Source organism: Nonomuraea sp. NPDC049158, assembly GCF_040648335.1.
GTDB lineage: Bacteria > Actinomycetota > Actinomycetes > Streptosporangiales > Streptosporangiaceae > Nonomuraea.
This window is the reverse complement of sequence record NZ_JBEZDM010000011.1, coordinates 298,274-313,837: the sequence shown is the minus strand read 5'-3', so window position 1 is coordinate 313,837 and position 15,564 is coordinate 298,274. Positions and strand designations below refer to the sequence as shown.

13 protein-coding genes and 1 pseudogene are annotated in these 15,564 nt (G+C 65.7%); 6 read left to right on the top strand and 8 right to left on the bottom strand.

What is annotated here, in order from left to right; genetic code table 11:
* Positions 1-62 precede the first annotated feature (62 nt).
* Positions 63-461 (top strand): ASCH domain-containing protein, encoded by a 399-nt coding sequence (locus tag AB0B61_RS25405; protein ID WP_358436295.1) that lies wholly within the window; start codon positions 63-65, stop codon positions 459-461.
* Here AB0B61_RS25405 and AB0B61_RS25400 read toward each other — a convergent pair.
* The 4 genes from AB0B61_RS25400 to AB0B61_RS25385 form a co-directional block, all read right to left on the bottom strand.
* Positions 427-936 carry a winged helix-turn-helix domain-containing protein gene (locus AB0B61_RS25400; RefSeq protein ID WP_358436293.1) on the bottom strand — a complete coding sequence of 170 codons (510 nt, stop codon included), beginning with the start codon at positions 934-936 and terminating at the stop codon, positions 427-429. The genes AB0B61_RS25405 and AB0B61_RS25400 overlap by 35 nt on opposite strands.
* 43 nt (positions 937-979) lie before the next feature.
* Positions 980-1,462 carry a GntR family transcriptional regulator gene (locus AB0B61_RS25395; protein ID WP_358436291.1) on the bottom strand — a complete coding sequence of 161 codons (483 nt, stop codon included), beginning with the start codon at positions 1,460-1,462 and terminating at the stop codon, positions 980-982.
* A gap of 1,858 nt (positions 1,463-3,320) precedes the next feature.
* Entirely contained in the window at positions 3,321-3,977 is a 657-nt protein-coding gene (radC, locus tag AB0B61_RS25390) for a DNA repair protein RadC (protein WP_358436289.1), read from the bottom strand.
* A 237-nt stretch (positions 3,978-4,214) separates the two neighbouring features.
* Positions 4,215-5,030 (bottom strand): alpha/beta hydrolase, encoded by an 816-nt coding sequence (locus tag AB0B61_RS25385; RefSeq protein ID WP_358436287.1) that lies wholly within the window; start codon positions 5,028-5,030, stop codon positions 4,215-4,217.
* A gap of 322 nt (positions 5,031-5,352) precedes the next feature.
* On the opposite strand from AB0B61_RS25385, the gene AB0B61_RS25380 reads away from it, so the two are divergent.
* Positions 5,353-5,658: a hypothetical protein gene (locus AB0B61_RS25380; protein ID WP_358436285.1), complete on the top strand. Its 306-nt coding sequence runs from the start codon at positions 5,353-5,355 to the stop codon at positions 5,656-5,658.
* A 117-nt stretch (positions 5,659-5,775) separates the two neighbouring features.
* Here AB0B61_RS25380 and AB0B61_RS25375 read toward each other — a convergent pair whose 3' ends face one another.
* A complete protein-coding gene (locus AB0B61_RS25375) occupies positions 5,776-6,492 on the bottom strand; it encodes a GntR family transcriptional regulator (RefSeq protein WP_225299458.1) in 717 nt (238 codons plus the stop codon).
* Positions 6,493-7,068: 576 nt separating this feature from the next.
* On the opposite strand from AB0B61_RS25375, the gene dapA reads away from it, so the two are divergent.
* Positions 7,069-7,986 (top strand): 4-hydroxy-tetrahydrodipicolinate synthase, encoded by a 918-nt coding sequence (dapA, locus tag AB0B61_RS25370; protein ID WP_358436283.1) that lies wholly within the window; start codon positions 7,069-7,071, stop codon positions 7,984-7,986.
* A 54-nt stretch (positions 7,987-8,040) separates the two neighbouring features.
* Positions 8,041-9,726 carry a ribonuclease J gene (locus tag AB0B61_RS25365; RefSeq protein ID WP_357946854.1) on the top strand — a complete coding sequence of 562 codons (1,686 nt, stop codon included), beginning with the start codon at positions 8,041-8,043 and terminating at the stop codon, positions 9,724-9,726.
* Between the two features lie 715 nt (positions 9,727-10,441).
* Here AB0B61_RS25365 and AB0B61_RS25360 read toward each other — a convergent pair.
* From AB0B61_RS25360 to AB0B61_RS25350, 3 genes and pseudogenes are all read right to left on the bottom strand, one after another.
* Positions 10,442-11,218 (bottom strand): ABC transporter permease subunit, encoded by a 777-nt coding sequence (locus tag AB0B61_RS25360; RefSeq protein ID WP_358436281.1) that lies wholly within the window; start codon positions 11,216-11,218, stop codon positions 10,442-10,444.
* On the bottom strand, positions 11,215-11,979 hold the full coding sequence (locus AB0B61_RS25355; RefSeq protein WP_358436279.1) for an ABC transporter permease subunit: 765 nt from the start codon (positions 11,977-11,979) through the stop codon (positions 11,215-11,217). The genes AB0B61_RS25360 and AB0B61_RS25355 overlap by 4 nt, the downstream gene beginning before the upstream one ends.
* A 77-nt stretch (positions 11,980-12,056) precedes the next feature.
* A pseudogene (locus AB0B61_RS25350) lies at positions 12,057-12,695 on the bottom strand (ATP-binding cassette domain-containing protein); the annotation flags it as partial.
* Between the two features lie 112 nt (positions 12,696-12,807).
* Between AB0B61_RS25350 and AB0B61_RS25345 the strand changes: the two are divergent.
* Positions 12,808-14,463 carry a histidine kinase gene (locus tag AB0B61_RS25345; RefSeq protein ID WP_358436277.1) on the top strand — a complete coding sequence of 552 codons (1,656 nt, stop codon included), beginning with the start codon at positions 12,808-12,810 and terminating at the stop codon, positions 14,461-14,463.
* Entirely contained in the window at positions 14,460-15,101 is a 642-nt protein-coding gene (locus AB0B61_RS25340) for a response regulator transcription factor (RefSeq protein WP_358436275.1), read from the top strand. The genes AB0B61_RS25345 and AB0B61_RS25340 overlap by 4 nt, the downstream gene beginning before the upstream one ends.
* Positions 15,102-15,564 lie beyond the last annotated feature (463 nt).

Below are 15,564 nucleotides of genomic sequence, written 5' to 3'. Positions count from 1 at the left end.
CACCGCAGCCGACGTCGACCGGATCATCAGCGCGGGTTGCGGCGACCGTTACGATCCGTTGCATGTGGGGACGCATCGATGGGCTCCGCGTGCTCGAACTCGGCATGGCCGGCGAGCAACGCACCAGGCTGACCGATCTGGTCCTGTCCGGCGCCAAGACGGCCACGGCGGGCCTGCTGGAACTCGACTACGAGGCCGAGGACGAGCCACTGGAACACGTCGGCGAGCGCCTCGTGCTCGTGGACGATGCGGGCTCACGGGCGGCTCTGCTTGAGGTGGTGGGGGTGGAGCAGGTGCCGTTCGGGGCGGTGAGCTGGGAGTTCGCGCAGGCAGAACGGGAGGGGTTCCGCTCTGTCGAGCACTGGCGCGAGGTTCATGGGCGGTACTGGGCTCAGCTAGGACACGAGGTGACCGACTCGTCGACGGTCATCTGCCTGACCTTCCGCCTTCTTGCTCCTTAGGCCAGAGCTCTTCTGGTGCGACGTAGCTCCCGCGTTGAGGGACCGTGTAGATCCACCCTTGTTCGCGCAGCAATGCCATGGCTCGCCGTACAGTCTCGCGTGCCACATTATGCTGCTGCAGCAGAGCCGTCTCCCCGGGGATCGGCCGTCTCGGGCGTAGCTCTCCGGCCATGATGCGCTGCGCAAGCTCAGCAGCTATGTGCTGATATAGCGGTATTTTGCGGGACGCGCGAGGTGCCTCGTTGAGCGCGCCGACGAACGTTCCCCCGCCTTGAACGGTATGAATGAGTCCTTCATCGCGAAGCACGCGGATAGCCCTGCGCGCGGTAGTGCGCGCCACACCAAACTCGCGCTGAATTTCCACCTCGCTTGCTACGGGGTCGCCAGGCGAAAGCGTGGCGACGCGCGAGCGGATGATCTCGATGATCTCGCTGATCTGCTGATAAGGGTGAGTGTCACCCTCGCGGTCGAGCATGTCGCCAAGGCTATACATCGCCTGGACGAGAGGTGGCGAGTTATTAATCCTCGCTCGGCCATTCCTTCGGATCAGAAACGAAAGTGCCTCGATAAGGAACGGTGAAAACCCAGCCCTGCTCCCTGAGGTGCGCCACAGCCTGGCGCGCCGTTACCTTGGCCACGCTGTACTGCTGCATCATGACCTTCTCGCCGGGAATCGCTTTGTTGGGCGCTATTTCTCCCTGCCGGATCCGTTCGGCGATCTCTTCGGCGATCTTTTGATAAATCGGCATGGTTCGTGACGCGCGTGGGGTGCCAGGCGGCCCAACAAATGTGCCTTCGCCTTGAATGGTGTACGCCATGCCCTGCTCGCGGAGCTCGCGCGCCACGCGCCTGGCCGTGGTCCTCGCTATCGCGTAGTCCTTCTCGAGTTCGGCCTCGCTCGGCACGGGGTCGCCTGCCGCGAGCTCGCCACGCTCGATCTGATCGCAGATAAGGTCCGCGACCTGCTTGTAGATGGGGACGGGCCCATCGCGATCTAGCACCTTCGGATTATAGACGAAACCATACGTGCTCGCCCAAAATGGACACGCACATTGAGTATTTGGATACGTGCTAGACCAGTAGATACGGCTGGGTTATAGTGGCGTCATGGCGTGGGAAGAGGGGGACCTCCACGGCCGCCATGTGGCAGCGGCCAGTCGCACGTCGGTGTCGATCGAGTGGGGGCAAGAAGGGTTCCGCACTCAACGGACGCGCGTGCGGGATCACACCTGCAACTGCCGGTCGGTGTTCTACGAGCTGTGTCAGGCAGGCGGTCAGCGTTACATCCGCAGAACGACGAGAAAGGGTGGGCGAGTGGTGGTGGAGGAGAGCGTCCGAATGAACGCCTCGCAAATGGACGCTCTGTGGTCCCTGCTGCTGCAGGGAGATGCTCGATGATCGCGAGACGCCGTCGGGGCGTCCTCGGCCGTCTTGCCGCCCGGCTGCGTGGCATCCGTGACCGGATGCGCTCAGCCGGTCCGGTCTCCCGGCAGACGTCATCCCAGGAACTCCGCGTTCTGCCGGGGACCCACCCGTTCGCGCAGGTCCCCTTTCCGCGCCTGGGACCTGCGACGACCTTCTGGTGGGCCGTTTCGCTGGAGTTGCGGAAGACGGCGTGTTCGAGGAGCCGCTCGCGGAACGCTGCGGTTTCGGCGCCCAGGCCGGGGCAGATCCGCGGGACCTTGCATGCGGGGACCTTGCATGTGCAGATACCGCTGTCCGCACTCAGATCGCCGACGGCACTGGTCGGTAGTCACTTGCGATGCCCGTAGCGCTGCGGGCCGCACGTTGCTGTGCGCTGATAGGGCGTGGCCGACCGCCGTAGTCGCCCCCGCCTCGATCAGCTCCCGCGGCATTCGCGTAAGCCCCCGGCGGACCGTCTTCACGCTGCCGGCCGTCCGTAGCGACTCGAGCAGGTCGGTTAGGTCCGACCGGGAAAGAGCCATCATGAACGTGTCCTTCCGGGAGGCTTCAGGCATTTCCCTTTGACCGTCACACGATGGCTCACCCCGGTGACTGATCGTTGCTGCCACTCGGCGGGGCGTCATCGACTGGGTCGCGCTGGCCCCGCATCCCGCGTCTGATACGGGGCCAGCGACGAGGCAGCCGCCCTCTACAGTCGAGCGGCTGCGATTTCAGAGAGTCTTCGTGCACTACGGGTTCCCTGATTGCCGGTGATCGCAGTTCGCCGACGCTCCGAGAACCCGCGTGGGGATGCTGAGCCTTTCCCACACGCCCGCTACTGGGTAGACCGCGCAGGGAGTCCGACCGTCCACGGTGTTACTGCGCTGGCGCGCGTAGTGGACGGACCCAGTAGCGGGTAGACGTGGTCCCATGCCCTCCGGGAGGCACGGGACCACGCTGGTGCGAGCGGTTGGCCGACTCACGTCAAGTCGACCTGCTCGCAGAGGTAGCGTCTCACGCTCTGCTGAGGGAAGCCTTGCCTTCAGAGCTATCAACGCAAACATGCCTTTCGCTGGGCTTGCGGTGGATCAGCACCCTAAGGGGTGCTCAGAACGCCGCATAAAGGCTCGGCGAGACGCGAGAGTGCGTCGAGCGAACGCGCAGGCGAGGGCTGCCGTCGGAAGTGACGTCTCGCAGAGCGGTGTAGTTTCTCGGCCACTCGGCCCTGTTCGTCCCGGGTAGAAGCCAGACAGCGAGATCGTTGATCCACCACTGGGTGGGACACCACCTCGGCGGTCGGGTCGCGCATGAGATCCGCTGGCACAGGTTTGGCCGGGGTTCGGCGGTCGGCTCGCGTTTGAGATCGGCTAGTACGGGGTTCGGTGGTCGGCTCGCGGCCGGTGCCCATCAGGGTGGGCGGGGAGTAACCCCGTACCGGAGCACTCTCCGTGGCGGTCAAAAGGGCACCCGACGCCATGCCGTTTCCGTGATGATCAAATGATCGAGGAATTGCAGCCCGACCGTCTTAGCAGCCGCGACGAGACGCGCTGTAGCCAGTAGGTCCGCTTCGCTCGGATCGAGAGAGCCGCTCGGATGGTTGTGCGCGACCCCGAATGCCGCCCCACCAGCCGTGAGCACCGCAGTGATGATGTCCCGAACCGGCACTGTGGTGTGGTCGGAGCCACCCTCGGTCAACACCACCCGCCGCAACACGGCCCCCCGAACGTCGCATGCCAGCACGACCAGCCGCTCTCGGGAGTGGCCGCGGAGCAACGGAGCGACGACCGTCGCCAGGTCGGAAGTGCTGCTGATCTTGGTCCGCTCAGGATCTGTCTGCGCTCGCCGTACGAGATGGAAAGCCGCCGCCACCCGCGCCGCCTTGGCGGGCCCGACGCCAGGCACGGCAAGCAGGCGGTGCGGCTCGGATCGGGCCAGCCCGTCGAGATCGCCACAGTGCGCGATCACCTGGGCCGCCAGATCCATCGCGCTCGACCCTCGAAAACCGGAACCGAGGAGCACGGCCAGCAGCTCCCGGTCGGCCAGCGCCGTAGCCCCGCTCGCCATCAGCCGCTCGCGTGGCCGTTCACGCAAGGGCAGGTCTTTGACTCGCATCCGCAACCTCCAGAACGGTTGTATCAACGAGCACCGACAACCTTGGCCTGGCCAGGAGGGATCGCCGGGAATGTCGCGGGGAGCGTCTTTTTGAGCTTCGATCGGGCTGACTAAGTGATCTCGCCTGGAAGTCTCTCGGGAGTTGACTTTCGGATGTGATGTGATCAGTCCGTGAGGGTGATCGCGACCTCGTGCGCCGGCCCCCTCGCAAGCCAGATCGCGCCCGCGTGCGGAGCCTCAGCGGACGGTGAGCCAGGCGCGGAGTTCGTCCATGAGTGGGACGGGCGCGTCATGGTGGACCAGGTGACCGGCGGCGTCGATCAGCGAAAGCTCGGCCGTGGGGATCAGGCTGTGCAGTCGTCGGGCGATATCGGTGGGAATCCACGTGTCGCTGGAGCCCCACAGGATCCGTATGGGGATGCTGATGCGGCCCAACTGTTCCTCGTTCTCTTCGAGGAAGCGTTCGTCATAGTGGGCGATTTGCCGGTAGAAGGCGGGCTGGCCTTCCTCCCCCGTCCACGGTTGCGCCAGGGCGTCGAGATCGTCGTCGCGCAGGCCGCGGTGGCTCGCGCCCTGAATATAGGCGCGCACGATGGCGGTATGGATGTAGGCCGGTAGCTGCGGTAGGACGCCAGGATGATCTTGTACGAACTTGAAGAAAGGCGAGCCGCTGGGCGGGATGGCCACGACGTCGACGAGCAGGAGGGAGGCGTAATCGACGCCCAGGATCAGGTGCGTGCGCAGAGATACGGCGCCGCCGAAGTCGTGGGCGATCACATGTGGCCGGTCCAACCCCCAGTGCGCGAGCAGCGCCGCGAACGCATCGGCCTGCGCGCCGAAATCCACGGGATGATCGGCGTGCTTGGAGGACTGGCCATATCCGGGCATGTCCCACAAGTAGACGGTGAAGTCGCGGCTCAAGGCCTCCGCGAACGGCTGCCACAACACTGACGAGAACGGCGTTCCATGACAGAACACCACGGCCGGACCGGCACCCGCGCGTCCCCAGGCGATCTGCCTCCCACGCCACTCGAATCGCTCCGTAAGCTCCATGGCTACTCATAGTAGTAAGCCGTCCTCGGCGGGCTGATCGCATCACATCCGAAAGCCAGCCCTCGAGAGACTTCCAGGTGAGACCACTTAGCTTGATGTTGTTTCGAGCTGAAGCCCATGTGGCGGCGCTGGCCAAAGGCGCTCGCCGGTTCGGGTGGTGGTCCGTGAGTGGTGGAGCCTCGATCTACTGGCACGCCGCCGACCAGGCCGTATGGGCCGAGCGGGCGAGGAGGGACGCCGTCCGGGATGACCTCCCAGCGCGTGGACGTACCAGCGGATGGAGTCCCAGGGGATGGACGTACCAGGGGGTGGACGTCCCTGCGTGTGGACGTTCCAGCGCGTGGTGGAATTGCGCCCCTGGGGGAAGATCTATGGCGTCGTCCAGATCACGTTCCGTTGCTCGATGATCGCCTTATGGGGTTCATCGTCTACTCCGGAGATCGCCCACGTCTCACAGACGCACGACCGGTGGGGCGCCATCGAGTTGCCGGTGCTGGAGCTGATCACCGAGCTGCAGCAGGTGATCATCGCTCGATGCCCTCGCTGCTCGCGAAGGTCATCGGAATTCCATCGCTTTGGGGGAGCGATCAGCCGCGCCGCGCGCCAGGGGCGCGGGCCCCGGTGGTGAGCCGTCGACGCTGTGCGGACGGGTTGGCCGTTGCCGCCACGAAGGGTAAGCCCGGTGGTCATCCGGCTGAGCTCCAGGCCGAAGAGGCGGGTATCGGCCCGGAGCTCTCAGATTCGGTTAAACAGGCATGCTGTACATGATCCGGAAGCGGTCTCCCGGGATCACGATGTCGCTGGTCTCCACTGGGCGGTCGCCTGCCCAATGGGTGCGTTCCACGTGCAGGACGTGGATGCCCGCAGGCAGATCGAGGGCGTCGCTCTCCGCGGGGCGGGGCACGCGGGTGTGCACGCTTTCGACGATCTCCGTGATCTTTATCCCGTGCGCGTACACCCTGGCGACCAGGCTGCGCCGTTCCTCCTCCGTGTGGGCGGCGAACTCCAGAGGCTCGTACGAGGTGGCGAGCTGGAGCGGCCGGCCATCGCCGCGGAAGACGTAGTGCGTCCTCGTCAGGGTGGTCGATTCGTCGAGCCGCAGCCGCCTGGCGATGTCGGGTCCGGCTTCGGCGGGCTCGCTGTGCCAATCCCAGGTCACACGTCGGCCCTGGGACTGCAGGTCGGCGGCGAACGGGGCGGGATGATCAAGGAAGCGCCATCGGTGCAATGGGGAAAGGTCTGGGCGTTCTCTGACGTAATGACCCGATCCCACGCGGCCGATGATGAGACCTTCGCTCGCCAGCACGCGCAGGGCGTGGCGGGCTGCGGTCTCGCCGACCTGGTACTTGCGGGTCAGTTGCGCCCGTGAGGGAATGGGTGCACCGGGGGGAAGGGTGCCGTCGGTGATCTGTCGCCGAATGTCTTCGACGACACGCAGGTAGACCGGATCTGAGGTGGCCACTAGTCCATCCCTGGGGGTTCGTGTGAGGCGTTGCCCTATGTTGCCGTATTCGACAGGTAACCGACCGTCATCGAGGTCACTTGGAGCCCCAACTTTGCGGCAGCGGAAAATTATCGAAGAAACCCTGTAACGCCGATGTAAGAGTGGCCGATTCTTCGGTAGAGGTCGTCGATGTGTGTACCCCCGAGCACATATCGGCGGCCTCTTCCCATGCGCGGTGCGAAGTCGCTCGCGTGGCGGTGCTCCTCGTCGGTGGTGGTTCGCCAGACATGTACGACATGTCGGTGGACGTCATGGCGTCTGTGCATGGCATGTCGAGCTGCGGTCGTACGGCAGGCGCGTGACTTCGCACGGCATCCAGTGATCACTGTGAGCTGAGGGCCGAAGATCCGATGCCGGGCGCGCGACCCGGCTCAAAGGGCCGTCCGGTGGCCGGAAGCGGCACACTTGGATGTGTCGAGTGCCGCCGGACATGCCCTGAGATGCCGGGGAACGGCATGACAATACGCGGCCCCAGGCAGGCAAAGCGGGGTGGCGGCGTCCACCGCTTTTGCGAATCCAGGTAGCGTTCGCACTATGGCTTCGCCAACTGGAACCACCGACGCGCCCTTCGGCCGTATGTTGACCGCCATGGTCACGCCGTTCACTCCTGACGGTGCGGTCGATTACGACGCCGTGCGGCGCCTGGCCACCTATCTGGTGGACGAGCAGCGCAACGACGGCCTGATCGTCAGCGGGACGACCGGCGAGTCGCCCACCACCTCCGATGACGAGAAGGAGCGCATTCTGCGCACCGTCCTCGAGGCGGTGGGTGATCGGGCAACGGTGGTGGCCGGGGCGGGCACCAACGACACCCACCACAGCATCTCGCTCGCGAAGGCCGCGGCCCGCGCGGGTGCTCACGGACTGCTCGTTGTGACGCCGTACTACAGCAAGCCCCCGCAAGAGGGCCTGTATCAGCACTTTGCTGCTGTGGCCGACGCAACCGGCCTTCCGGTGATGCTCTATGACATCCCCGGGCGCAGCGGCGTGCCGATCAAGATCGAAACCCTGATCCGGCTCGCGCAGCACGAACGCATCGTGGCCGTGAAGGACGCCAAGGGCGATCTGTTCCTCGGCAGTCAGATCATGGCGATGACCGATCTCGCCTTCTATTCGGGCGATGATGTGCTCAACCTGCCCTGGCTCTCGGTTGGCGCGGCCGGGTTCGTCAGCGTTGTCGGCCATGTGGTCGGCGCTGACCTGGCTCGCATGATCGACTTGTACAGGAACGGCGACGTCGTTCAAGCACTTGCGGTACACCGCCAAGTGGCGCCCGTGGTCGAAGGGATCATGATGAGCGCGGGCGGCGCGATCATGGCCAAGGCGGCACTGGGCATGGTAGGAGTGCCGGTCGGACCGGTGCGGCTGCCGTTGGTGGCCGCGACAGAGAAGCAGATCGCCGAGCTGCGTGCTTGCCTGGTAGCCGGCGGGGTGAAGTTGACAGACGCATAGGAACGGGGAGGAACCGGGAGTTTTGAGAACACGATTTGACCATGGGGGCCGGCTATGAGCCATCCACATCCTGAGCTTGGCCCCCCGCCGGCGCTGCCGGAGGGCGGCCTGCGCATTGTCGCGCTGGGCGGGCTGGGTGAAATCGGCAGGAACATGGCCGTCTTCGAATACGACGGCCGATTGCTGATCGTCGACTGCGGGGTGCTTTTCCCCGAGCCGGACCAGCCGGGCATCGACCTGATCCTGCCTGACTTCGAATACATCAGGGACCGGCTCGACGATGTCGAGGCCGTGGTCCTGACTCACGCGCACGAAGACCACATCGGGGCCGTGCCGTACCTGCTTCGCGAGCGGCGCAACATCCCGCTCATCGGATCCAAGCTGACGCTGGCCTTCATCGAGGCCAAGCTCACCGAACATCGGATCCAGCCGACCAAGATCGAGGTGGTCGAGGGCGAACGGCACAGGTTCGGGCCGTTCGACTGCGAGTTCCTGGCGGTCAACCACTCGATCCCGGACGCGCTGGCGGTGGCCATCAGGACGCCCGCCGGCATCGTGCTGCACACCGGCGACTTCCGCATGGACCAGTTGCCGAGCGACGGCCGCCTCACCGACCTGGGTGGGTTCGCCCGCCTTGGTACCGAGGGCGTCGACCTGCTGATGTCCGACTCGACCAACGCTGAGGTGCCCGGGTTCGTCACCAGCGAACGGGAGATCGGCCCGGTCATCGACGAGGTGATCCGTACCTCGGAGCAGCGGGTCATCGTTGCCAGCTTCGCGTCGCACGTGCACCGCATCCAGCAGGTCATGGATGCGGCGGCCAGACACAATCGCAAGGTCGCCATGGTCGGGCGGTCGATGCTGCGCAACATGGGCGTGGCTCGCGATCTCGGCTACCTCAAGGTGCCGCCGGGGCTGATCGTCGACTCGCGCGACATCGAGGAATGGCCGCCGGAGGACGTGGTGCTCGTCTGCACGGGTTCGCAGGGCGAGCCGATGGCGGCGCTGTCGAGGATGGCCAACCGGGATCACCCGATTCGCATCGCCGAGGGTGACACCGTACTGCTGGCGTCGTCGCTGGTGCCGGGCAACGAGACCGCCGTCAACAAGGTGATCAACGGGCTCACTCGCTGGGGTGCCCGAGTCGTACACAAGGGCAACGCCAAGGTGCACGTCTCCGGACATGCGGCCGCCGGCGAACTGCTCTACGTGCTGAATCTGACCCGCCCTTCGAACTTCATGCCCGTACACGGCGAATGGCGGCACCTGCGTGCGCACGCCAAGCTCGCCGCGCTCACCGGCGTGCCCGACGATCACATCGTGATCGCGGAGGACGGCGTCGTGGTCGACCTGGTGGACGGCAGAGCCAAGATCGTCGGTGCGGTTCATGCCGGGTACGTCTATGTCGACGGCTCGTCCGTCGGCGAGATCACCGACACCTCCCTGAAGGACCGCAGGATCCTTGGCGACGAGGGCTTCATCTCGGTCGTCGTCGTGGTCGACTCCAGCACCGGCAAACTCACCGGTGGGCCGGAGATCCACGCGCGTGGCTCCGGCATCGACCCGGCCCAGTTCGAGGAGTTCATTCCGCAGATCGAGAAGGCACTCGAGGAGAAGGCCGCCGACGGAGTCGTCGACATGCAGGAGATCCGCCGGGTGGTCCGCCGCACCGTCGGGCGCTGGGTGAGCGACACCTACCGCCGCCGTCCGATGATCATCCCCGTGGTGCTCGAGGTCTGACCTCCATACGGGTACGGCAGGCACGCGTGCCTGCCGTACCTCTGGGAGTCGCGTCGGAGATGACGTCGCGTAGAGGGTGTGGTTTCTCCGCCACTCGGCCCTGATCATTCCTGGTGGAAGCCATGCAGCGAGATCGTGGATCCACCACTCAGCGGCCCCCATTGGTGTTGCCGGATGGCACTACCGGCGCATTGCAGGGGCGTGACTACGACGGCCGTGTCGACGGTGGGGCCACCGGGAGGTGTGTCGCATCGCGCGACTGCGTCACGTGACAGCTGCGTCGCATGGCAGTGGGTTGAACACGGCAGCCGCATCAACGGTGTTTCCACCTCTCTAGCACCTACGGACTCCCTCGACGATCTGTTGGGCGGCTAGCTCAATCGCTGCTTGGTCGGCGGCTATCGAGGTCTCTCGTTGTCGCTGAGTATGTGGCCCCGCCGAATCACAGCGCCCCGAACGTCTGGTGCCCCGAACACCCGGCCTGCCCACACCCCCGGCCTGCCGACGCTCCTGGCCTGCCGACACTTCCGGTGCTCCGTGGACTCCCGCCGACTCTCGGCGCCCCGACATTCGGCGGTCACGCGGACTCCTGGTGCTCCCGTCGGCTGCTGGCGTTCCCGGTGACACCCCGTTTCTTCGTCGTCATTCCTCGGCGTCATCAAGATCGTGCGTCCCACCGACACTCCGCGCCATGCACGTTGTGTGTGTCGGCGGCTCAGGCATCTTTCCGGCGCATTAACCATGCACCGACGAGCAACGGCAGCACCGCGTAGGCGATCAGCACCATGGCCGCGGCGACAGGAGAAAGCAGCGAGCCGTACACCGAGTGCGTGAGATCGTCGCCGGTAATCTCGCGCGGGAGCGCTCCGATCATCAGCGAGCCGAGCCGTTCGCTCCAGGGCTCGGGCAGGTTGCCCACGATTATGGGGATCACGTACACGAGACCCACGAGGATCGTGATCGCTCCCGCCGTGGAGCGTAAGGTGGCGCCAAGTCCCAGCCCGAGCAGCGCGAATACCGCCACTGTAAGGCTTGACGTGATAAGGGTCGGCAGCCTGTCGAGGAAGGGCGTCGTGTAGGAGCCGCCAAAGCGGTCGCCAAGCATCCAACGGGCGGCGACGTATGTCCCGAACACCACCATCGGACCGGTGACCAGACCGAGCAGGCCGACAATCGCGGACTTTCCCGCCAGTACTGGCCAGCGTCTCGGCACGATGGCGAGGCTCGTTCTGATCAGTCCTGTTGTGTATTCGGACGTGATCGTGAGGACGCCGAGGACGCCCATGCAGAGCTGTGGCACCATCAGCACCACTTCCTCCAGGTCCGCGATGGCGGCATGAGCCTGCTGCGCCGGGGTGGCGCTGTCGTACATCCCGACCGCCGCCCAGGCGACCGCTACGCCCAGCAGAATGCCGACCAAGCTGAGCCCCAGCATCAGATAGCTGGAGCGAACAGTGCGGACCTTCAGCCACTCCGATGCCAGCACACTCACGCGTCTCTCCTTCTGAACAGGTAGAACCCCGCCGCGAGTGCGACGATCGCATAGGCGGCGAGCACCACGAGCGCGGCCCAGGGAGGTAGGAAACCGTCGCCCAGCCGCCTGGAAAGCCGTTGGTCGGCTATCTGAGGCACGAGGTTGGGCAACATGAGGGCGGCCACGCGGGTGTTCCACGGGGCTGGCAGGTAATTGGCGATGCCGGGCAGGACGAACAGCAGCGACACGACCGAAACGATCGCCGCCGCCGTGGAGCGAGTGGCTACGCCCAGGCCGAGGCCTACCAATGCGAGCACGGTGACCGACAGCCCGGAGGCGAGCAGCATCGGTAGGTCATTGGCCAGGGAGGACTCGTTGAACTGCAAGTGGCGCTCGCCGGCTATGAGGCGGCTCGTCACGTACGTGAGGACGATGATCGAGTTGGCGGCGACGAAGGTGACGGCGGCGACCACCCCGGCCTTGGCCAGTAATAACGTCCCTCTGTTGGGAACGACGGTGAGGCTTGTGCGGATCATGCCGCTGGCCTGCTCCGCGGTGATGGCCAGCACGCCGAGGACTGCCAGGCTGATCTGGATCAGTGGCAGGAAGCCCTGCTCAGGGGCCGCCGCTCGCAGCGCTCCACGTTCGTCCGCCAGGCCGCTGACGTAGAAAGTCCAGATCATGCCGAGGACCACCGTGAGCGCGGCCACTCCGAGTGCCTGGTAGGTCGAGGTGACCGAGCGCAGCTTCAACCATTCGGAAGACAGGATGGTCCTCATCGTGCGGCTCCGTACTCCACGCTGCTCGCCGTCAGGGCAAGGTAGGCGTCTTCAAGCGACGGGTAGCGCTCGGTGAGCTCTGCCACGGTCGCTTCCATGATCAGCTTGCCTCGGCCGAGGATGATGATGCGCTCGGCCGTCAGCGCCATCTCGCTCATCAGGTGGCTGGAGAGCAAGATGGTCCTGCCCTCCTTGGCCATGGAGCGCATTAAGTCGCGAATCCAGCGCACCCCGTCAGGATCGAGTCCATTGACCGGTTCGTCGAACATCAGCGTGCCCGGGTCGCCGAGCAGGGCAGCCGCGATGCCGAGGCGCTGTTTCATGCCGAGTGAGAAGCCGCCCACCCGCTTGCGTGCCACCCCAGCCAGGCCCACCTGCTCGAGAACCTCGGCCACTCGCGTCGGACCGATGTCATTGGTGCGCGCCAGGCACAGTAGATGGTCGTAGGCCCTACGCCCGCCGTGCACGGCGCTCGCGTCTAGCAGCGCGCCCACCTCACGCATGGGCCTGCTCAGCGAGGTGTATCGTCGCCCGTTGACGAGGGCCTGGCCCGAGGTGGCGGAGTCGAGGCCGAGGATCAAGCGCATCGTGGTGGATTTGCCGGCACCGTTGGGGCCCAGGAATCCGGTCACGTGGCCGGGCTCTATCTTGAAGGACAGATCGTCGACGGCGAGCGTGTCGCCGTAGCGTTTGGTCAGGCGGTTGAGTTCGATCACGCGGTAAAGAATGAGGTACGGCGGGCGCTCGCCACATCGGACCACGGTCCGACCCTCAAGGTCAGACCCCAGTCTGACGTGCAGGCCCACCCTCAACCACTACGGTCAACGCGTGAACGAATCCCCTTCCCTCTTCACCGCTCGCTTGAGCCGTCGCCAGCTGATCGGGCTGGACCTGCTGGCAGGGATGGGCTTCTGCCTCATGTTCCTCACTGCAGTGACGAGTGGCTGGGGCCTGTCGCCATGGGCGAGGCTGGCTCTTCTCCTGGGGCTGGGTTTGCCGCTGGCGGTGCGCAGAGTATGGCCGTTGCCGGTCTTTTGCCTCGTGCTGACGCTCTCCATCGTGGCCGCCGCGACGTTAGGGGTGTCATCCGCTTATATCTCGCCTGCCTACGCGCTCTATATGGTCGCCCTGGCCGATGCCCGAGGGGCGTGGGTTCCGACCTCGGCGATCGGTGTGCTCACTCTGGTCACGCTGGTCGGAATGGTGGTCGCCGGCGGTGTGCCACAGCCGGCGGGCCCTGCGTGGCTGACGAGTCTCGACCAGCCGCTCATCGGCATCGCCGCACTGGGTGGCGCGTGGACGGTCGGGCGAGCCGTACGAGAACGAAGACAGTATGCAGCGCGTGATGCCGAGCGACTGGCTGGACAGGCCGTGACAGAGGAGCGGTTGCGCATCGCCCGTGAGCTGCACGATGTGGTCGCGCACAGCGTGGGATTGATCGCCGTCAAAGCGGGCGTGGCCAATCATGTGATGGCCACCAGACCGGAAGAAGCACATGATGCGTTGCGGGTGATCGAGACCGCCAGCCGGAGCGCGCTCGTCGAGATGCGCCACTTGCTCGGCGTCCTCCGCTCGGACGAGACACCCGACCGTGGCCCCGCACCGGACCTCAGCGGCCTCCCGAGGCTGGCCGAGCAGGCCAGGTTGGCGGGAGTAGAGGTGGAGCTGGACCTCCGGTTGGCGACAGGGGGAGGCCATGGCAGTGGAGACGATGGCGCACCGCATTCGCGGGCTGATCGTGAAGAAAACCAGGGCAATCGTCCAGTCGCGCCTGGTAGCAATCGCGCAGACCGGGACAGCGCGGCAATGGAGGTTGCCGACGTTGCGACCAGGGACGGTGAGGGAGGCCAGGGGCGGGTTGGTGGCCGGACTAATGCCCAGGGTGGGACCGGTCAGGGGGTTCAGGGTGGGGCTGGTCAGGGGGTTCAGGGTGGGGCTGGTCAGGGGGTTCAGGGCGGAACCGGTCAAACGGCCCAAGGCGGGGCCAAACAGAGGACCCAGGACGGGGCCGGCCAGAGGACCCAGGACGGGGCCGGTCAACGAGCCCAAGAGGGGGCCAGCCAACGGCCGCAGGACAGAGCAGCCCAAAGGGTCCATGACAGAGCCAGCCAGAAGGCATGGGACGGAAGCGAGGGAGGCCTAGGTATACGCGGGGGAGAGGATATCTCGCGGCTCGGGATGGGGCTGCCTGAGGGTGTGGAGTTGTCGGTCTACCGGATTGTTCAGGAAGCGCTCACGAACGTGGTGAAGCATGCGGCACCGGCCCGCTGTCGGGTAACGGTGGTGGCCGATGTGATGGAGGTGCGGATCGAGGTGATCGATGACGGTCCTGGCCGTCGCACACTGCCGGTGGAGGGAACGGGACATGGACTGATCGGAATGCGGGAGCGAGTCATGATGTACGACGGAGTGTTCGAGGCCGGACGTCTACCTGGGCGAGGGTTTCGGGTATCGGCCCGGTTGCCTTATGGGGGCACTTCATGATCCGTGTTCTTGTTGCCGATGACCAGGCGCTGCTCAGGGGGAGCTTCAAGGTGTTGGTCGACTCGGAGCCCGATCTGATGGTCGTGGGTGAGGCCGCGACGGGAGCCGAGGCGGTGGCCGTTGCTCTGGAGGAGCGGCCTGATGTGGTCCTCATGGACGTGCGCATGCCAGAAATGGATGGCATCGAGGCCACTAGGCGGATCGGTGACGTGGCTCGGGTCCTGATCGTGACCATGTTCGACCTCGACGCCTACGTTTACGACGCACTCCGTGCTGGAGCCAGCGGGTTCCTGCTCAAGGACACTCCGCCGGCCGATCTGGTCGCCGCCATTCGGGTGGTCGCGGCTGGTGAGGCGTTGCTGGCTCCGAGGGTGACGCGCAGGCTCATCGAGGAGTTCACCCGCACGCCGACGTCGTTACAGGTCAAGGGGCTGCAGGGGGTTACGGAGCGGGAGCGGGAGGTACTCACCCTGATCGCTCGGGGCCTCTCCAACAACGAGATCGCCGCCCATCTTCACCTCAGCCTCGCCACGGTCAAGACCCACATCGGGCGGCTCCTGGCCAAGCTCGACGCTCGGGACCGGGCACAGCTTGTCATCGTGGCGTATGAGAGCGGGCTCGTTTCTGCGGTTCGTTGATCAGAGAGTTGGTTTGTCGGTCGGTGGGTTAGGAGCGGGCGGCGTCGAGGGTGTTGATCGGTGGGTTAGGAGCGGGCGGCGTCGAGGGTGTTGATCGGTGGGTTAGGAGCGGGCGGCGCCGTGGGTGTTGGTCGGTGGCTAGGGAGTGCAGGTGGCGCGGAGGGTGTTATGGGTCTCGATCGGTGGGCGTCGCGGAAGGGTTTCTGGGTGCTCATGTTGTCGGTGGGCTAGGGAGTGCCTGGGCTGGGCTATGACTGGGTGGGCATGGGCTCGGGCCGGAAGGTCCAGGGGTATTGGCCGGCGGGCTAGGGGCTGCGGGTGAGGTGACGGGCCGTGGTCGGAGTGAAGGGCCGTGGTCGAGATGTAAGGACGGGCCGTGGGTGTTGGTGGTCGGGGGGAAAGTGAGTGAGGCCGGGGACGGAGCGCTGGGGCGCTGTGCGGTGTTGGTCAGCGGTGCGGTGCG